This window comes from Opacimonas viscosa, from assembly GCF_024199005.1.
Classification (GTDB): domain Bacteria; phylum Pseudomonadota; class Gammaproteobacteria; order Enterobacterales; family Alteromonadaceae; genus Opacimonas; species Opacimonas viscosa.
Window position 1 is genome coordinate 41,943 of sequence record NZ_JANATA010000008.1, and the last position, 20,115, is coordinate 62,057.

Sequence of the window (20,115 nt, forward strand, 5' to 3'; positions counted from 1 at the left end):
TTTTTGTCTAAGCCATTATATTTCAGTAGTTCAATCTAGGGGGAATAAAATATCTTCCCTAGAACGTTTTAATGACAAATCGCTGTGTCATTGTTCCAAACCTGTACATCAGCTATAAACTGATATAGCCACGTACACTGCTACCCACCGCCGTGGAAACGGGAAGGGGTAATTTACGCCAAATTTGTTCGACCAAGCGCCTGGCTGGTGACGTTCCTTTTATGTCAGTATTCACTTCGGCATGACCTAATTCAAACCAATCAAGAGCAAACGCTTCAGCCCCCCATTGTTTTTTAAATCGGTAGGTTCCTTCATTTAACGTGGAACGCCCAAAATCAAACACGCTACATCCACTGTCTGCCGCATACCCAATTAACGTAGCGTATAGCAGCATATTCGGCGCTAATTTGTTGTACTGGGCGATAGTCGATGCCCAAGGAATAGAACACATAGTGGGGTGACACAAAATAATACCTGCACCAATAGCTTTGCCTGCATGGTAAACCACGCCCATACACACTTTTTCTTGATAATTGAGCATGATTTGTTTGAACCAACATTTTTTATGGGTCGGTGAACCTAGGTCACGCATATTGCGACTGAACACCGCATAAAAGTCATCAAGTAAACTGATGTCTTGTGCCAGCTTAATCGTACATCCATTTTTAGTTGATTTGTTGATTTGACTGCGTAGCTTTGATTTATAACTCGCCATTTGTTCAGTGCTAGATGCAGCGAGTTGCATTTTCATAGATACTTTTTTACCTGTCAGTTCTGCCGTTTCTGTTTGGGTAAAGGGCGTTTCACGTAACCCACTGCGATAGTCGATACAGCTTATTCCCTTGGCATGGGCATAATTTTGGATATGCAAAATTAACGCTTTTTCAATGGCGTGACTGTCAGACAAGATATGTCCCATATCGCAATAAGGGAGCGAGCAAATACTCTTGGGTAAAAGCGGAGGAGCTATCACCGCAGCGGGCAAAATGCCAACGATACCATGTTCATCTTCGGCATAGAAGAAAATGGCACCCTGTTCGTACACATTTGAGACAGCCACAAGCCATGCGCTGTAATGATAAGCGCTCCCAAGAGTGTGATGACTCACATATTCATCCCACTTCGCAAGCAGTGACGTATCTTGTAACGTCGCTTGTTTTATTATCATTGCACTATCTCCGATGCTGACACCTTTGGTTCGGGTGTGTGAAAGTCTTTCATAGCTAGCTTTTCAGATTCCGGAATCACTTTCCTCATCTCTAATAGATGCGTGGCTTCCGTAATCGTCGCAAATTTTACATTAGCGATAGTTTGTAAATACTGGACACTTTCTTTGATCGCATTAGTCATCGATGCAAATGCATTCTGATGCTCATAAAAGCCCGTTGCTCCGTCTAGTAAACTTGAACTGTGAAGGTACATATGGATGACTTTTGCGTCATTTTGCAAACTCGCCTGCATTAGGTTTTGCATATCAGTCACACTGGACAACTCTGGGCTTAAATACGTTTTGCGCAACAGTTTTGTGTGCCATAAAAAAGCAACACTACGGCATTTCTCTAACCAAGAGTGCTCTGCTAGGGCGCTGAGTTTACGCATGTATTTAAAGTCACCATGGTTAAAACCCACTGTGACTGGAAGTTCTAAAATACTTCTTTGCTGTCCAGGAATATTCGGATCTTGTAAGTCGGGCCAATAAGGACCAAGCGGTGCGTCTAAACACGAAAAATGTTCATTTTTATACAAAGGATAGACACTGGAATCAACTAAAAAGCCACGGTCTTTAAGAAGACCTAAAACAGCGTCATTGATCCCCCAACGTCCCGTTCGAAACGATGTCATAGTGAGCCCTAAACTAGACTGTACTTTATCGATTAGGCGGTCTAATTTTGCTGCGACCTGGGGCGTCGGTAAATTTACAACATGCGACTCAAATTCCGTCGTCTCGCCAAAGTAAGGCGGGTTGCACCATGGGTGTAAGTGCCCACCAACCTCACAGCGATTATGGGCTACCGCTTGTTTAAAGTACTTTACTGCTCGGGCATCGTCGAGCACCGGGTAATCTACAAAATACGTCGGTCTGATGCCTAAATTATCACAGAATTTTTGCAAAGGAGGGATGTACTTGACGTTTTCTACAGCAAAGCTGTGCTCAGGAAAAGGATCATCCCAATGCCACTCTTCTTCAGTATCTATGCTTAAAACAAATAGGACTTCAGGCTTCGACATATGCACCCTCAGCTTGATCCGTCAAACGTTGGAAGAGGGCTTCGTATTCATCAGCCATGCGCTTACCTGAATAATGTTGATTCACATAGGCAATCGCATTATCCCCCAGCATTTTCGCATAGTCAGGCTCAAACAACGCTTTCTCCCAATACTGGAGTAACAAGACTTCATCATGCAAGGGGGCGAGTAGGCCTGTTTGTTCATGAGTAATCAGTTGATCAATGCCTGGTATATCAAATGCCACGACAGGGGTACCCATCGCACAAGCTTCCATTAAGCAACGAGGGATCCCTTCTAAAGTCGATGTCATGACGAATAGGTCAAAACTCTTTAATAATGCGAGACGGTCATCACGAAAGCCTAAAAAGTGTATGTCAGCATGACAAGCTAGTTTTTTGGCTTTTTCTTCTAATGCTGGACGCGCATCGCCATCACCTAAAAATACGAGTTCTACGTCTAGATGCTTAGCGTGCAACTTGGTAAATGTACGTAAAATCGCATGGATGTTTTTACGTGAAATCATCTGGCCAATAAAACCAATACGTTTTTTCGGCGTACCAGACAGAATAGCTGAATCATCTCTGACTTCTTCAACTTCAGAAAGATCTACACCGTTTTGAATATACTCTAGCTGTGGTTCTTTGACCCCAAATTTTCTCACATCATCACATAATGCAGGAGATAAAGGCACCACTTTGGTGGCAAACTTCATCGCTTGACAACCTAACCAAATAAACGTTCTTAATTTAAAATCTGCGGCATTTTCAAAACCATGTGGTGTGACAACAACCGGAATTCCGGCCTTGCGGGCGGCCCAGACACCTAAAATATCGGATTTATAACCATGAGTATGAATGACATGAATGTTTCTTTGTTGAATGAGTTCGACAAGCTTATCAATGACCGATAAATCAAACCTTCCTGACATCGGTATTTCATGGGCAATTTTATCTTGTGCTGCAAATTCACGAACTAGTTTTAGATCTTGTGAATCAGTCTCTAATGTGACAGCTAACTCGCTATTAATATGTGCAGGAAGATAACGCGTTAACGCTAGGATCCAACGTTCCGCACCATAAAAACCGGTCGGGCAGATAAATTGTAAAATATTTAATGATTTATTCATGAATGAGACTCCGTTCTCAAACGACTAAAAAGCCCTTTTAGCGTACCAATCATCCGCGCTGGAAAATAGACACCATAAAAACACACAATATCCCAAAATGAGACATCTTTGGGGACTAAGCGATACAATCGAATACAGTATAGCCCAAAGGGGATACTGGCAATTACTGCAATACCCATACCCAATATTGGTACATTTAAGATCCCAACCATCACACTTACAAATAAACCCAGAGTGATGGCAAAAGGCATAATAAAACTTGGCCATTCACGCATAGGTATCGTTCTTCCAGCGATGGATGCAATATTTGATTGTCCTCGCCAGATTTCTTTTTTGAACATTGGGCCAAGCGCTTTATCTTCACCGAGGTGGATATAGGTGCTTTGACCTGTATAAAATAACTTACCGTGTTGTGCCAAAGCCTGAGTGAAAAAATAATCTTCGCAGGTTTCTAAGTGCTCCGGAAAACCTTGCACAAGTTCGACATTCTTTTTTGCTACAAATAAGTTTCTGCCCGGCAAAAATTGGACTTCAGTATTGGTCTCTGCATTTGCTAAGGCCGTCCTAATGAGTTCTAATTTAGGACTATCAGTCACTGCACGCTGTTCTGCGCTAACTAGAATACGATCCGCCATCTGTAATTCGCTATACATGGCCACCAACCAATTGGAGGCCAGGGCAATATCGGCATCTAAAAACGCAATATACTCCGCGTTAGTTGCGGCGACACCTAAGTTGCGCTGAGCAGAGATGGTGACGTCATCTGGCGCAAGATGCACTTGGAGAGGGTAAGATTTCGCGGCAGAATAAACGTCATTCGATAATACTGAGTTTTTAGTCACGATATGGATTTCTACAGCAAAGCCGTTGGTATCTAAACCAGCAATAGACTCGATTGTCTCAACTAACATTTGTTCGCGTCCCTTATGCGGGATCACAAAAGCAATACTGACTGGTGCTTCAATATTGGCTTGGGTTAGGGATGCTGAGGGTAACACTGAGCTTTCCATGCTAGGGTATCCATTTGGCAGCTACATGGCTGCGTTTTTTTAAATTAGCTATTTCTTGTTTTATCGACCATTGAGAAGATTTGTTCAATGCTAAATCAGCCCAATTTTTAGTACATAACTCTGATGTGGTCGATGGGTCATTATCTACCGCTAAATGCGTTGAATATGCTTCTATCCCCCCATAATTTTGCATAATTAATGCTTGGATACGGCTGTAATGTAACTCATCACTATTTTGTAAAGCTGAAAATATTTGGTTCTCAAGTGTTTGTGCTTTGGCTCGATAAGCGGATGCGTTGGGGGTATCGAGGGCAGCGAGATAGGCTAAAATATCGACTTTACGTATATCTTGACCTGACCAAGTTTGATTCGGGTATTCGAGGATCTCGGGTCGGTTTAAGTAAGGCTGCTCATTGTGTAACATCCAATCCCCGTAATGCATTAATGTTTGTATCAAAAATGCTTGGTAGTCAGGTGCTAGTCCTTCTCGCTCAAGTAAACGATGACAACGGCCAAGCGCCTGCAGCATCACTGTGTAAAACCAGCGACGTTCTACATCGTCTAAATCTCTTTGTACTAGGTTATCTTCGGGACCTAAAGTATGAGAAATAATATAAAATGCATGCCTTAAATAGCTCTCTTTCTGAGTGAGAATAAACATGTCTAGTACCGCATTAACATAGTTTGCAGTACCTCTATCGAGTGGATATTGTTCCGTCCGAATGTTTTTGAAGCCTAACTGCTGGCTGTTGCGCCAAGCCAACATCCAGCCCAATAACGTACCATCGCCTTCATAAAAATGCGTCACCCACTCATACAAAGAAAACACACTATCTTTAGATTTTTGACATCCCGTCAACAGGTAATGCAACGTTAACCCTTGGGTATAACAATGCTGTCCACCCGGTCCACCGCCGCCTGCATGGTCTTCATAGGCATTCGCTTTATGGTGTTTAGAGTATGTCCGGTGTGAAGCTGTAGACGCCGGTAAATAGTGGTCTGTATGCCAAAATAAGCCACCACAATATTCAGGTTTATCCAAGCAAGTATGATAAATATCAATGTGGTTGATGTGGGTCGCTAACTCATCCGCTAAGGCAAAATATTCAGCTTTGCCGGTGGTTAGCCATTGAGTTAAAAAGCCTTGTAGTGGGTCATATTGGTTGTTGTAAAAACTAATAAAGATATCGTCACCTTGATATCCTGCGGTTTCATGGTCAGCATATACCTCACCAAAGTGCCGTATTCCGAAAATATCAGCTTGTTCTCGTTTGGCAAAAAAACCTTGAGTCGGATCTAACCCTTTAGCGAGTAGTTTTTGCCAGCGCGAAGAGACCAGTGCTGGAGCAAATCTATCTAAAACACCCGTCTGTGCAACATACTCAGGTAGCAGTGTTATGGTAACTGGTTTAAGTACTGGTGCATGGGTTGTTAAAGACTGCTTTTGGGTCCACTTTTCACCCGGTTGTAATTCGTTATAAACACCCAATGCTGTATCAATCATGCTAAAGCACACTGTGTCGTTTTGGATACGCAAGGCAGAAGGGAAGGTTTCCCAAAAGTGTGTTTGAGTCAAAAACTCACAATGCATTGCACGACTAATTTTAACCGTTGGGTTACTACGTTTCTCTGCACTAAGCGCATAATTTTCTAACACACACTCAGCTTCGGTGGCGACGTTATTGGTCAAGTCTAAATGCGTTTTGGCCGTAAAATTATCACCACCACTGCTCAGTTGTCGCAAAGTAAAGTCTGTTGTAGAAAAGAACTCTGCAACGGGGGTTTTACGCACGGCAATCGCTAATGGTGGATTTTGATTGCCTGAGGAAGCAGGTAAGGTATTTGTGTTACTAGAGCCTGTTTGGTTAGAGATAGTTGTGCAGGAGTAAGTCGTATCCCATTTTTTGACAATGACACTATGGGCATCACCTAAGTCCCATTGACCATTTGGATGATGTGCGGCATTAGGGTTGTGCAGGGTATGTTCAATAACGAGCGTATCACTCGCAAACAAGACCTTAATGCAGATTTGATAATGAATAGGAGCTGGTAGTGCTGGTAAGGAAAAATAGCGTGAAATATTCACAACTGCACAATATGGCGCTAAATGCCCCATTTGCTCTTGTACCGTAATCTTGGCAAGTTCTCTGCTTTCTTGAGCTTGATGAATAGGCAAAGCATTCATTTCAGTCCCAAGAGTCTCGACATTTAAAGCAAACTCAACACTTCCCAGTGCTGTGCTTATAGACCACGGTGAAATCATAATCCTTTGCGTATTGCTGTTGATTTGAAACGTATCTTGAGCCACTTGGGTCAGCATCTTGGTATGATTAGAGCGCTCTAACTGTTCACTTAAATGAATAGTGTGAGTGGCGTCTGGTGCACAATCGATTTCAGCGCCTACCAGTAACCATTTAATTGAGTTATCAGACCAAAATGCACTCGGTTTCGTCCATGTATTGTAGGTCATACCTTGTGTATCAACCAATGCATACTGAGATTGCGTAAACATCACTCCTTTGGGGCATGGGATCCCTTGTTGGATATGGTGTTTTACGCTAGTAGAATTAGTATTTTTTATTGAGAATACATCCTGTATTACCCGCATTTGTCTTCCCTAGTCAATCAATGTTTTTACTTTGTGGATCGTTTTAAATAGTTGTGTTTTTAAGTGTTTATGACTCAGTACAGTATGGTGTAGCGCATAAGATTCATCACTCAAAGACGCTTTGTAACTAGCATCCCCACTCATGAAATCATACGTCGTTTTACCGCGTTTGGCATAATATTGCATAGCTAACACATGGATGACTAAACCGACTTTATATTTATTATTCGTGTCAGAGTAATTAATACCAGACAAATAAAAATATACAGAATCAGTACTTAAAAAGTTATAAAGATAGCCTAATACTTGTGTCCCAGCGGTAAACGCGAGTATTTCAATTTGTTCAGCAGGTGCGTTACGAATATAGGCTGTGTGAAAATCAACAAATGCAGGATTGGCAAAGCCACTCCCATACTGAGAATCTTGCCATCGTGCTTGGTGATATACCCCAACTTCAGGTAAGGCCGTAAGGGCGTGCTTGCCTTGGTAACTATGACAACTAATATCGCCATAAGTCTCACTGATGTAACGCAAAGCACGCTTGATTTGTGACCGTTTGTTACTAGAAAACTGGGTCAGTAAATGGGTTAAATCAGAATCAGCAATACACAACGATTTTCGATAACCCAAGCTACTTTCAACATCGGCAATATCACTGCTTGCAGTTTGCCAATGTGGTAAATCATAAGCGCTGCTACGGATGGTAAATTGGTCCACCTGTAAGGTATTAAAACAGTATTCCGGAAGCGCTTTACGACACTGTTCTGCGTATTCAGGAAGTGCCAGTAAATCGTTAAATTCAATCCAAGGCTGGTCAAATTTATCTTGTCCTGTTTGCAGGACAAACGCTTGCGTAAACCGCAACCCCATTAGGTCTTCTTGTTTACAGACCAGCACCGTCATACCTACGAGATGTATGTCGGCATAGAAATAACATACAACAGGGATGACTGCGGTGTGTTTTTCTTGAATGTCGCAGTGCATGATTTGCTGTAACCATGTTTTAATCCAAGGCCATTCTAAAAACGGCGCTAGATGAGTTTGTGATAAACAAAGTATTTGCCACTGCTGTTGTATATCTGCGATGGTGTCCTTCGTCAGCAAATCATGTTCAATACGCACAGACATATTTAGCCTTCAGCTGCTATTTTAAGCTCAGTAAACCGTTGTACGAGTTCATTGTCTTGCACCGTTATGCCTTTTAACACCTGCTGAGCAAGATTTTTTTGGTTATTAGCCAGGAGAGACTCTGCATAATTTAAGACAACGGGGACATTGAACTTGTTTTGTGTGTAAGCGATTTGTAAGAACGAAACCGCACTGGCGGTATCCCCTTGACGGAGTTTTATCATCCCATAAGTATCGAGTACTGAAACATTGTCAGGGGCAATATCTAAAGCCTGTTGCCCATATGTTTCCGCTGAATCCCATTGTTCTTGAAGATATAAACTATACGCTAAATTGTTTAACACAAATAAGTTATTGGGTAGTTCGGTATTGGCTTCTCTAAGTATTGCCTCGGCTTTCGCCGCATCGACTTTCAGATAGTATGAACCTAGCATCAACTTGCCTTTAATATCCATCGGTTGCTGAGCTAAGTGAGCGTTTAAAAAGCTGGTGGCTTCTTCGAAGTCTTTTTGGCGAAAATAGGTATTTGCAATAAGATGAGCAAGGTCCGCATCATTTTGTATTTGATAAGCTTTATGCAAACTCACCAGGGCCGCATCATATTCCTCCAGTCCAAAGTACGCTTTACCCGCCAAGGCCTGAACTTTTGCATCATCTAAGATCGTTTGTGGTAACAATGCTAGTACATTTTTAGCTTGAATATGCCGGTTTAATTGCAGCAGGATATTCGCTTGCATTACGCGAAAAGCATGTAAACGGGGATGCTTATTGATGGCACGCTCCACCAGCTCCAAACTATTCAGCCAATCTTGACTCAGTTCTAAAATGCCCAATTCCGCAACAAAAGGTTCTACTGCCATGGGTTCATTTTGTCGCCATTTTTCATAGATGCGTCGAGCGGCAAGGAAATCTTTTTTAGCAATTTTGGCTGTCGCTGCTAAGGAAAAATACAAGCGAGGCGTTGATGGACCAGTAACGTAATTGTTTAAAATGTCATCGAGCGACTCAAAGTCCTCTAGTGTGTACAGTGCCGTTGCATACATTAACCGATATTCGATGATAGATGGATTTTTTTCAAATGCCGATGCAAACATAGGAAGGTACCTGTCTATGGTTTTATCAGCAATGGTCGCGTTTAGTAAGGGGCGTAAACCACGAACGTTATATGGATTAATATCCACCAAACGCTGTGCATAATCAGTCGCTTTGGCAAACTCATAAGCCGTGTAATAATAATCAGCCAAGAACTCTAAAGCGGTTACATTGTTTGGATTCTCATTCAATAATGCAGAAAAATTAGCCAATGTTTGTGGGTGTTGGTCAAGTGCTAGATGCGACAGACCCTGCATCGTTAAACTAAATTCGATATCATTACTTTGTAGGCTTTTCGCCAAAGATAACGCGTCTACGAATTTTTGATTTTTGTAATAGGCAAGGACTAGTAATCGTTGGTTTTGGATTTGCTCTGGACGAGATAAATTGTCTTGAGCAATACTTTTTTCTAATGCTTCAATCAACGTTGGTTCATTTAACGCTAATGCTAGTAACTGTCTTTTTTCAGCAACATCTTGAACCGAGTTTTCTGGTATTTTACGCAACAGTTTTTGGGCTTTTTCATATTGACCAGCGTTAATCAAATGGTAGGTGGAAGCCGTGATAATACTTGGGTTGATATCATCTAATGTCGTCGCTGATAACAATGCTTCACCTGATTCAGCGTAGCCTAATTTTGTGGCTACTAACAAGCGAGCATAGCCTATGGGATGATCGACAGGGTACTCTAGACGGATCCCATCCAAGTGACGCTTTGCTTGTTCATATTGTTCTAATTGGATCGCACTAAATGCAGCCAGAGAGAAACTTGCAATGTTATATAAACCAAACTCTATCGCTTTTTCAGAATGAATTTTTGCGTTAGTAAAATCTTTTTCTGAATATGCAATAGCGGCTTTCATTTGGTGTAAATACCCATTATTGGGTATATCAGTAATGAGCTCATCGGTCAGTGTTTTGGCTTTTTCGAACTGTTGATTTTGTACTAAAGCACCGGTATAGAATAATTTAAAACGATTATTTTCTGGAGCAAACTCTAATAAAGAACCCAAAGTACTGACCGTTTTATCAAGTTCACCGAGCGTTGTATAAAGTTGTCCTTTGAGCAAAATCGCTTCTACAAAATCTGGTTTTTGACGAATGATGTCATCCAATACCGCTATAATATTTTGGGTGCCGGATTGGTTCTGTTCTATTGTTTCACTAGACTCTACATTTCTGTAGGCTTCGCCTAATTGGGTATAGATATTATCAGTGGTCAGTTCGTTTGCGAGTGTCAGTTGAGCTTGGGCGCTTTGGGTATCATTTAAACTGTAATATGCAATACCCGCATACACGTAAACACTGGTCAAAGCTAATGTATCTAACTTTGCGGCATGCTCTGCAGCTATGGTTTTTGCAGTCTCAATGACATCGGTATATTCTGCGGAGAGATATTGAGCACTAAGCAGTTCTATTGCTGTGGTTTCAACCTGATAACCTTGGCGAAAGAGGCGCTCGAGTTCTTTGGTTTGGCTAACATAATCACCGGTATTTTTATACTGTTGGGCAAGAAGATAACGCAGTTCCGATGATGTTGGATCCTCTACGATGCCATTTTTTAATAAGACAATCGACGTGCGCGCGTCCTGCAGACCTGCTTGATTCACTTGTTGAATGATTTCATCAGTACTTAATGAACGACTACATCCGGTAATGCTAACTAAAATAGCCAGTGCGATGGTGGTTTTTTTCATAAAATATCTACTCCTTTAGATATGTTTTTGTCGGCATCTTTGTCCTAATCATTAAATTATAGACAAAAAAAAGCCTGCCGTAGCAGACTTTTAATATTAATTACATTGAGGTCACAATAAGCGGTTAAATATTACTTTTTCGCTTTTCTTCTCAAACCAGCAAGTGCTAGTAGACCGGCACCAAAGATAGCGATGCTTGAAGGCTCAGGTACGTTTACAACGAAAGTTCCATCTAGCGTAGTTTGACGTACCGCATTCGTGCCGATTGCTAATAATTGGTCAGTAGTAGGAGTAGGTGGATTTACATTAGTATCTAGAGTGATAGTTGGTTTGCCACCGTTAGATACTAAATCCTCTACATCAACAAAGTTACCATTGGTGTCTTGTGTGAATAAGAAGTTATCAGCAGCTTGGTCAATTTCAAACGTAATTTCTAAGTTAGCACCAACAAAAGACGAGCCAACGATATCACCGGCAAGAGCGACGAAGTTATTTGCTGAGTTTAAAACGTCAACAAAATTTACAGTAAAATCACCACCTGTGTACTGTGGGCCACTTGCAGTGATAATCCCATCGAAAAAGTAATCTACTGTAAGTAACCAAGAGTTATTGAAGCCTTCACCATTCACTGAAGCGATGGGGCTTAAGTTATCGATATCTAATTGACCAGGTAGAGGCATTGCTAAGCTCACTGTGGTTGAGCCGTCTAAAGCTAAACCAGAGGTTGGGATACCTAGCGCAAGGAAGTCTGCGGTTTTGTTAGTATCGTAGAAAGTAGTACCAACACCAATAGGACCAGAAGAAATATCATAAACAGATGTGGCAAGTAATTGGCTGAAGCCAAACTCTGTGAAAATATCAGTTTTGGTATCTGCATCAGCAGCAGCGCCTGTAACAGTTGCGCCGCTTGGTAGGATGAACGTGTCATCGTAGGTGTTTGTGCCTAAATCGATATACATGTCAGTTGCTGTAGCGAAAGAAGAAGCTGCGATAGTGGTAGCAGCGAAGATAGATAGAGCGAGTTTATTCGTTTTCATACTAAGTAATCCGTGTGTTGTTAGTAAAGTCACAATAGGTATTGCATCTGTTGTGCCAGTTTTGTAAAACATTGATATATATGGTTTTTCTGTTAATTGGGGCGGAGTGGTATATAGGGAGTGTAAAAAAATTGGACACTAATTTATTTAGCAAACAAAAAAAAGCCTGCCGTAGCAGACTTTTAATATTAATTACATTGAGGTCACAATAAGCGGTTAAATATTACTTTTTCGCTTTTCTTCTCAAACCAGCAAGTGCTAGTAGACCGGCACCAAAGATAGCGATGCTTGAAGGCTCAGGTACGTTTACAACGAAAGTTCCATCTAGCGTAGTTTGACGTACCGCATTCGTGCCGATTGCTAATAATTGGTCAGTAGTAGGAGTAGGTGGATTTACATTAGTATCTAGAGTGATAGTTGGTTTGCCACCGTTAGATACTAAATCCTCTACATCAACAAAGTTACCATTGGTGTCTTGTGTGAATAAGAAGTTATCAGCAGCTTGGTCAATTTCAAACGTAATTTCTAAGTTAGCACCAACAAAAGACGAGCCAACGATATCACCGGCAAGAGCGACGAAGTTATTTGCTGAGTTTAAAACGTCAACAAAATTTACAGTAAAATCACCACCTGTGTACTGTGGGCCACTTGCAGTGATAATCCCATCGAAAAAGTAATCTACTGTAAGTAACCAAGAGTTATTGAAGCCTTCACCATTCACTGAAGCGATGGGGCTTAAGTTATCGATATCTAATTGACCAGGTAGAGGCATTGCTAAGCTCACTGTGGTTGAGCCGTCTAAAGCTAAACCAGAGGTTGGGATACCTAGCGCAAGGAAGTCTGCGGTTTTGTTAGTATCGTAGAAAGTAGTACCAACACCAATAGGACCAGAAGAAATATCATAAACAGATGTGGCAAGTAATTGGCTGAAGCCAAACTCTGTGAAAATATCAGTTTTGGTATCTGCATCAGCAGCAGCGCCTGTAACAGTTGCGCCGCTTGGTAGGATGAACGTGTCATCGTAGGTGTTTGTGCCTAAATCGATATACATGTCAGTTGCTGTAGCGAAAGAAGAAGCTGCGATAGTGGTAGCAGCGAAGATAGATAGAGCGAGTTTATTCGTTTTCATACTAAGTAATCCGTGTGTTGTTAGTAAAGTCACAATAGGTGTTGCATCTGTTGTGCCATTTTTGTAAAGTATTGATATATATGGTTTTTCTGTTAATTGGGGCGGAGTGCTATATGGGGAGTGTAAAAAAATTGGACAATGAAAATGTTCAGTCACTAGGATGTGGAAATATCAGCGGAAGCGATACAAAAAAGCCTGCCGTAGCAGACTTTATTTGCGTTCAGGTCATTGTGTTGTCATGCGGGTAATACAATCTTCTTAGCAATCTGATATTTTAGACGTTGGATCAGTCCTTTGTTACCAAATGGGCACCAAGTTTGTACGGCTTTATTCTTATAAGCATCAAAATGTAAACCGCGCGGAGCGCTAATCACCTTACCTCGACCTAATACGATTTTTAGCACGGTTGATTCTGCCAAGCCTGCGCACATTTTTACGGCAACAGCTAGGGATGGGCCTTTTTGTGCAACAAAGTCTGCTTTTTCAGGGAGAACCAAATAATCTCGTTGGAGTAATGATGGCGATAACCCCACTAGAAACTTAATCAACTTTTCATTTTCTGTGGCACAGGACGAGAAATTAAAGTATTCATCAAATGTCATTTGCCCAGGCATAAACGTCAGTAATGCTGCGCCCATACCTAATGGTGCAGCTGTTACGATAGGGATCCCTTTGTCGGTACATTTTTGAAAGACCAACTCTCGTGCCTCGATGGCAAAAAAATCCAAGCTATCAACATAGATATCGACATCGTCCAAAAACGCCTCTACGTTATGGGCAAATACCCCTTCATCGAAATTTTTAACGCTCGCTTTAGGATTGATATCTTGCACTTGCTCTGCCATTACCGCTGCTTTTGGTTTATCGACTGTAGACATAAATGCACCGGCTTGACGATTAAAATTATGGACATCGAAAGTGTCAAAATCAGCAATATGAAAGTCTTGGAAACCCAATCTTGATAGAGTAATAAGGTGTTCACCGCCAACTCCTCCCATACCTGCTATAGCGATGCGTTTACTGCGAATAAGCTGTTGTTCATCTTCTGTAATCCAGCCAATATTTCTAGAAAATGCTTTTTTGTATTTAAATGTCTGACTCATAATGTTCTTTGTATTGGGTGATAGATGCTCGTACTGGTGATGAATCTAGCTCATGATTAGTCCAGATCATGAATAATCGTTTTTAACAAGTGTTTAAAACCAGGAGACAAGTTTTTCATGAATAACTCCTGGTTAATGTAATAAGGGGCGCGCTGCCCGTGATAATCTACCACGGGACCAATTTGTTCAAACTTAATACCTAAAAACGACATACTGCGAGCGAGTCTAGGTTCCATCATGACGTAAGAATGTTCTATACCATTTTTTAATGCCGCGGCAGCTGCAGCAAGATATAAACCCACTGCAATAAAAGGAAAGCAGCGCAGTTCGGTTTCAGAATAACTTTCTTGGTTGATTACACCGGTGGCGGCACCACCAAAATTATCTGCACGTCGACGCCTAAAGTCACTGGGTACGGCCAAGCGTGATATTTCACAAATTTTCTCTCTGGCCAAAAATTTCGGATGCAACGTTGCATGCGTAATACTGTCAATGCAATATTTTTCAATTGGCAGGAGTTGCCCTTCTGTTTGCGGTGCAACCACTCGTACCGTCCCGGCAAAAGTGTTGGATGCTTTATGCTGTAATAAGGCATGAAATGAATATGCATCAAATGCATCTCGTTCCATTTGATCTTCATTACAAGGCTCGAAACCAAGCTCTGCACAGTAAACTTGGTGGCGAATACTGTATACCGTGTTTTTTAGCTCGAGATTTTGGGCCAATACAGGTTTAAAGTATTCATCAAAATGTCGAGACATTTTATTGGCTTCACGCAACCGCAAGGCACCTTCCCAAAACTTTTTCAGTTTCAATAATAGAGGATGTTGGTAGATCGCAGGTAAGGAGTTTTCCACTATTGCTACACTTTTATTAGACGTAATTAATAAAAGTGTAGCAACGATATTCAGTTTTGCTTATTTTTGTCAGAAAAATCTTACAAGAGATTGTTTCTTCGTTTTATATGCTGAGGTAAGGGAGATCCTCACCTGTGTTATCGCTCAGGCATAAACCAAGTATAGTAAGTTAATGCTAGGTATTCATAAATAGCTCGTTGGCTACTACGCAAGGCATACAAAGCCGGAGGGTTTACAACGAAAGATAGCTGCTTTCTACTTAAATACTCAACCGGGAAGAAAACATAATCCGCTTCAGGCGCAATACTTTCTAAAAACAGTTCAATTCTCGGTATGTGCGTCGCTGAAGAGATAATCAAAGTCCGCTTTTGGTTTAAGTGCTCTACCACCGCGGAAATTTCAGTGAATGTGTTATGTCCATGTGGTACAGCAATCAACGCTTCCTCAGCGACCCCTTTATCTAAAAAAAACACTTTACTAAACTCACTGTACGAGACCTGCTTGTCACTCAAGAAATGACCACCCGTAATGAGGATAGGGACCTGTAACTTTTCGTGTAAAAACAAAGCCGTTGTATTTCGTTTGTAGCTCGCATTCGGCCAACGAGTATGATCAGGAAGTGTACTGCGCGATTCGTAATAACCTGCTAGTACAAAGATTTGTTCGATATCCGCTAAATCAGGAGAATTGATATTATAAGGCTGATGCTGATGTTCGATTGGCGCCAGTAACCATGAGCTAAACCAATATTGGGAGCACAACAATAGCCAACTGAATCCGACAATAGCGCAAATACGACCAAGTTTTTTTTGTTGAAAAAAATAGCAAATCCACGCAACAACGATAGCGCAAAAAAAATGATTTAATGGTGATGTAAGATAGAGCAACTAAACGTCCCTTTTTATTCAATGCTTTCTTTTTATTCAATGCTTTATGGTTCTCTGCCGAGCAAAATGACTAAAGTTAGCTACACTTATTTTAGATCTATTAAAAATATACCCATAAACCTTAGTGTAAAAACATCAAAAGACAAAGTTTATTGTCGATATTAATGATATCTATTGTTTAGTGAGAACTCACACTATCACATCAAGGAAGAACTATGTTCACGAAAAAATATGCATTGCAGCTCACCTTACTAGGAGGGCTGATTGTAACACTTAGTTCAGCGGTATTGGCAGACCAAGTCGATTCCCATTTGGACAATCTCAGTGAGAAAAATTTTTTAGAGGTTAGTTCAGGTCAAACTATCCCAGTGTCTTCCTTGAGTAGTACGATTCAAAAAGTCAAACAAAGTGTGGTCGGTATTGGTATTTTTACGCCTTTGCAATCTCGCTCTGCAGAACTTCGTGGTACGGGGTTTGTGTTTGGCGATGGCCAATATGTAGCAACGAATTATCATGTTGTTGCACAGACCCTTGATCCTACTATTGTCCAATACTATACGGCACTCGCTGGTTCGGGCAAAAACCCGAGTGTGGTGAAAGCTGAGATTGTGGGAATTTCTCCACAGCACGATCTGGCGATCCTGAAATTAGACAAAAAACTAACACCCATTTCTTTAGCCAGTGATGATTTTATTCTAGAAGGGACGGATATTGCCTTTACGGGCTTTCCAATAGGCGCTGTTATTGGTTTATATCCAGCAACACATAAAGGTATGGTAGCGGCCATAACACCAGATGTGTTGCCAGTATGCAACAGTACATCATTGACTCATCAAAAGTTCGGCCGGTTGGATAATCCGATGATGATCTATCAATTAGATGCGATTGCTTACCCAGGTAATAGCGGCAGTCCTGTTTATGATCAATATACCGGTTCGATTGTCGGCATTATTAACAAGGTCTTTGTGACAGCCGGCAAAGAGTCGGCGATTACGACGCCATCAGGGATCAGTTATGCCATTCCCGTGAAGTATTTAAGAGCGCTTGCCAAGAAACATGGGATACAGGTTTAACAGGCTGAATTATGTCAGTAATTTTTACACAAACAAATATCGACGCAATTAAAATGTACTTCTTTCAATGACTTATGACTTGGCGTGACTTTTGCAGCCTAAATGATATAGAAGAACTAAAGCAAACAAATAGATAAATATGTTTATGCACAGCGACTTATCAATCACTGTGCATAAACAACGATTTTGATATCAACTCAATTTGAATAATTTACACGGAGTTTGTAAATGAAAGAAAATAATCACTTATCACACAACATTGATGAGCAAAGTAATACGCCAGACACGAGTGCTCAAACTAGACGTAATTTCCTCGTCAAAAGCTCCAAAGGCGTAGGTGCTGGCTTATTAATGGCAGCATTACCGACTAAATCCGTATGGGCAACAGGTATTGGGAATTCAATGGCTGCTTCTGGGCACGGTTCTGATTTGGGCGGTGCTGTTTCTTTGCGGATCAGAGGGAGAAACTATTTATTAAACAATGTGGCGAGCTTTGATTTAGATCAGACATTTGAAAATGTCTTTGGGATTCGAGCATTTCGAGGTGCGAATAATACGTATGGAGCAGATGTCACTTTGCGTATGGTATTGAGTGGCGTTGATGCGAATAATGTAACGGATAACCAATTGAGAGGACCTGGTAACTTAAATAGAAATATGGCCAGAGTTTATTTAAATGCGATTTACCACAACGGTATTCAAATAGTGTATCCAATTCTTGATCTCAGCAATTTACCGCCTTTTGATACGGCAGTTAACTTTGCTAATTATTTAGCAAATTCAGCCGTTACAGATAAAACTGGAACTGCTACTGCATTAACTAGTTTGGTTCAAGACCCAAATTCTGATATTGTCTAATGCTTAGCTAAACAAAAGGACTTATCATGCCGATAAAGGATTATCTGCAAGAAGGGGTGTTTTTACATCCCTTTTCTGATCAAAGCGGTTGTACACTTTTTAATGATCGCTCAACACAAATGCTGACTCTGTTCTTCTCAGAATCGGAGTTATTAAACATTCTGACACAGTTTTACTGTGACCCGACAAAACTTCCTGATGACCGTCGCAGTATTTGTTTTGCCTTGTTAAGACAGGATTTTATTCATCCCACCAAGGTAGCTGCATGAAAACATTTGATTTGTTGCTGCCACCCTTTAATTTTCGTATCTCTACGGACATTCCATTAGTGATCGAGAATTTACAGGTGATTTATCAGCAACAACTTTTTGCTGCAAACACTTTGCCCTTTATTGATTACCACCTTAGTGTTGTTTTTACAAATGGCCTACGCAAATGGGTAAAACCACAAGCCCGTTTTTTTTGTGACCAGCACGAGCCGTTCAAACCGCTTAACGAATCACAAGCGTTCGCCATGTTAGAGTGGGGCATGAATTGGGCAATTGCTAGTTATGAAATGCGGCATGTCATTATTCACTCTGGTGTTTTAGCCAAACATAATCAAGCCGTTTTATTTCCAGCACCACCAGGTTCAGGGAAAAGTACCATGACGGCACATTTGGCGTTTAACGGGTGGCAGTTGTTTTCAGATGAGATGGCGTTAATTAAACCGGGAACAAATATTGTTACCCCTTTTGCGCGTCCAATTTGTTTGAAAAATCAATCTATCACGCTAGCTAGAAAGTGGTTTCCAGAGGCCTCTTTCTCCTCGATTGCGAAAGATACGCACAAAGGGGATGTCATCCATATTGCACCGCCAGTGAGTGAGTCGACGCTGTTTACAGATGCGCCGATTTCGGCGATTGTCTTTCCTACTTATTCAGCAGGTAGTGATATCGATATTGTCGCCTTGGATCAAGCACAAGCTATGCATCACCTAGCCGATAATGCTTTTAACTTTAGCGTGTTAGGGAACGAAGGCTTTGCGACCTTATGCCATGTTGTGGAACAAGCACAATGTTTACAAATTCACTACAGTGATGTCAATGATGTCCAAGCGTTTCTCGAACAGGACATTTTAGCGCATGAATAAACCCGTTTTAGCGAGTGAACTGATTGAGTTATTTTTAGATCCTCAAGTAGGCCTAGGCTTTACAGAGTCTAAATGGTCACATGTAATCACCGTTCTCAGACATGAAAAGTTACTGGCCAGATTTGGCTTCATAGCCAAAGAAGCTGGTGTATTGAGAGGTTATCCTGAATGTATCCAACGCCATTACCTCAGTGCAATGGCGTTAGCAGAAAGACACCGCAAACAAGTGTTTAGTGAAGTACAAGAACTACAGAAAATATGCACTGCTAAAGCTAAAACGTGGTTATTGTTAAAAGGGGCTGCTTACACGATTACCAACAGTAAAGCTGGCTTAGGGCGAGTGTATAACGATATTGATGTGCTGGTGGATAAAATCCATTTAGCGCAGACCGAGCAATACATGCAACTATCTGGGTGGTTACCACAAGCGCAATCAAGTTATGACGAAACGTATTACCGAGCATGGACTCACGAGATCCCTCCTTTGGTGCATGGGCATCGCGGTACAGTAGTCGACCTTCATCATAATATTGTCCCCCCAGTCTCAGGTAGAGCACCTGATATGTCTGCTTTGTATCAGCATATAGAGATGACCGCAGAAGCCGTACCGACATTGAGTAAACCTGCATTAGCCCTGCATAGTGCAATTCACCTATTCTTTAACGAAGAATGTCAATATGGTTTTAGAGATATCACCGATATTGTCCTCTTGTTTGAAGAGTTTAATGAAGCACAATGGTCTACTTTTATAGCTTTGGCGACTGAAACTGATTTTATTATTGAGGCTGAACTAGCCGTACATTTTGCGCATAAGTTGTTCCAAGTACAACCGCCGAAAACAATTCTAGAACGCTTCAAATCAGAACCATCGGCAATACAAAAATTTCGATATTGGCTTTTTGCCGCAGCGGTATTACCCAAACATCCATTCCTAGTGCAGTCTTTTACCGACACGAAGTTGTGGTGCATTATGTTGCGTGGACACTACCTAAAAATGCCGATAAAAACGTTGTGTTACCACCTCATAATGAAAACATATCGCGGTTGTGTTGAGAGTATTGCAGGAAAGCATTTTTTTACCCCACAAGATGTGGCTACCCAAAGAGTGCAACCACATCCTAATGGCCCCATTGAAAAGGATTATTAAAT

Annotated in this window: 17 protein-coding genes; 5 read left to right on the top strand and 12 right to left on the bottom strand. The window is 41.3% G+C overall.

Annotated elements, in window-relative coordinates; genetic code table 11:
- Window positions 1-112: 112 nt before the first annotated feature.
- From NLF92_RS06035 to NLF92_RS06090, 12 genes are all read right to left on the bottom strand, one after another.
- Window positions 113-1,168: a GNAT family N-acetyltransferase gene (locus NLF92_RS06035; RefSeq protein ID WP_254099835.1), complete on the bottom strand. Its 1,056-nt coding sequence runs from the start codon at window positions 1,166-1,168 to the stop codon at window positions 113-115.
- Window positions 1,165-2,229: a polysaccharide deacetylase family protein gene (locus tag NLF92_RS06040; RefSeq protein WP_254099837.1), complete on the bottom strand. Its 1,065-nt coding sequence runs from the start codon at window positions 2,227-2,229 to the stop codon at window positions 1,165-1,167. Before NLF92_RS06040 ends, NLF92_RS06035 begins: the two co-directional genes overlap by 4 nt.
- Window positions 2,216-3,355 (bottom strand): glycosyltransferase, encoded by a 1,140-nt coding sequence (locus NLF92_RS06045; RefSeq protein WP_254099839.1) that lies wholly within the window; start codon window positions 3,353-3,355, stop codon window positions 2,216-2,218. The genes NLF92_RS06040 and NLF92_RS06045 overlap by 14 nt, the downstream gene beginning before the upstream one ends.
- A complete protein-coding gene (locus tag NLF92_RS06050; protein ID WP_254099840.1) occupies window positions 3,352-4,365 on the bottom strand; it encodes a glycosyltransferase family 2 protein in 1,014 nt (337 codons plus the stop codon). The genes NLF92_RS06045 and NLF92_RS06050 overlap by 4 nt, the downstream gene beginning before the upstream one ends.
- A gap of 1 nt (window position 4,366) precedes the next feature.
- The gene (locus NLF92_RS06055; RefSeq protein ID WP_254099842.1) at window positions 4,367-6,973 is read right to left on the bottom strand and encodes an RIFT barrel domain-containing protein; all 2,607 of its coding nucleotides are present in this window, start codon (window positions 6,971-6,973) and stop codon (window positions 4,367-4,369) included.
- Between the two features lie 9 nt (window positions 6,974-6,982).
- Window positions 6,983-8,101, bottom strand: a complete 1,119-nt coding sequence (locus tag NLF92_RS06060) for a GNAT family N-acetyltransferase (protein ID WP_254099844.1) — start codon at window positions 8,099-8,101, stop codon at window positions 6,983-6,985.
- A gap of 2 nt (window positions 8,102-8,103) precedes the next feature.
- Window positions 8,104-10,890: an XrtA/PEP-CTERM system TPR-repeat protein PrsT gene (gene prsT, locus NLF92_RS06065; RefSeq protein WP_254099846.1), complete on the bottom strand. Its 2,787-nt coding sequence runs from the start codon at window positions 10,888-10,890 to the stop codon at window positions 8,104-8,106.
- Between the two features lie 131 nt (window positions 10,891-11,021).
- Window positions 11,022-11,927, bottom strand: coding sequence for a PEP-CTERM sorting domain-containing protein (locus NLF92_RS06070; protein WP_254099848.1), 906 nt, complete (start codon window positions 11,925-11,927; stop codon window positions 11,022-11,024).
- 223 nt (window positions 11,928-12,150) lie between these two features.
- The gene (locus NLF92_RS06075; protein ID WP_254099848.1) at window positions 12,151-13,056 is read right to left on the bottom strand and encodes a PEP-CTERM sorting domain-containing protein; all 906 of its coding nucleotides are present in this window, start codon (window positions 13,054-13,056) and stop codon (window positions 12,151-12,153) included.
- Between the two features lie 236 nt (window positions 13,057-13,292).
- Window positions 13,293-14,159, bottom strand: coding sequence for a ThiF family adenylyltransferase (locus NLF92_RS06080; protein WP_254099850.1), 867 nt, complete (start codon window positions 14,157-14,159; stop codon window positions 13,293-13,295).
- Window positions 14,160-14,215: 56 nt separating this feature from the next.
- On the bottom strand, window positions 14,216-15,016 hold the full coding sequence (locus NLF92_RS06085) for a PEP-CTERM/exosortase system-associated acyltransferase (RefSeq protein WP_432420213.1): 801 nt from the start codon (window positions 15,014-15,016) through the stop codon (window positions 14,216-14,218).
- A 137-nt stretch (window positions 15,017-15,153) separates the two neighbouring features.
- Window positions 15,154-15,780 carry a YdcF family protein gene (locus tag NLF92_RS06090; RefSeq protein WP_254099852.1) on the bottom strand — a complete coding sequence of 209 codons (627 nt, stop codon included), beginning with the start codon at window positions 15,778-15,780 and terminating at the stop codon, window positions 15,154-15,156.
- Window positions 15,781-16,118: 338 nt separating this feature from the next.
- Between NLF92_RS06090 and NLF92_RS06095 the strand changes: the two genes are divergently transcribed.
- The 5 genes from NLF92_RS06095 (at window position 16,119) to NLF92_RS06115 (ending at window position 20,113) form a co-directional block, all read left to right on the top strand.
- A complete protein-coding gene (locus NLF92_RS06095) occupies window positions 16,119-16,976 on the top strand; it encodes a S1 family peptidase (protein WP_254099854.1) in 858 nt (285 codons plus the stop codon).
- A gap of 228 nt (window positions 16,977-17,204) precedes the next feature.
- On the top strand, window positions 17,205-17,834 hold the full coding sequence (locus NLF92_RS06100; RefSeq protein WP_254099856.1) for a hypothetical protein: 630 nt from the start codon (window positions 17,205-17,207) through the stop codon (window positions 17,832-17,834).
- A gap of 26 nt (window positions 17,835-17,860) precedes the next feature.
- Window positions 17,861-18,103, top strand: coding sequence for a hypothetical protein (locus NLF92_RS06105; protein WP_254099858.1), 243 nt, complete (start codon window positions 17,861-17,863; stop codon window positions 18,101-18,103).
- Window positions 18,100-18,966 carry an HprK-related kinase A gene (locus NLF92_RS06110; protein WP_254099860.1) on the top strand — a complete coding sequence of 289 codons (867 nt, stop codon included), beginning with the start codon at window positions 18,100-18,102 and terminating at the stop codon, window positions 18,964-18,966. The genes NLF92_RS06105 and NLF92_RS06110 overlap by 4 nt, the downstream gene beginning before the upstream one ends.
- Window positions 18,959-20,113: a nucleotidyltransferase family protein gene (locus tag NLF92_RS06115; protein WP_254099862.1), complete on the top strand. Its 1,155-nt coding sequence runs from the start codon at window positions 18,959-18,961 to the stop codon at window positions 20,111-20,113. The genes NLF92_RS06110 and NLF92_RS06115 overlap by 8 nt, the downstream gene beginning before the upstream one ends.
- Window positions 20,114-20,115: the final 2 nt, after the last annotated feature.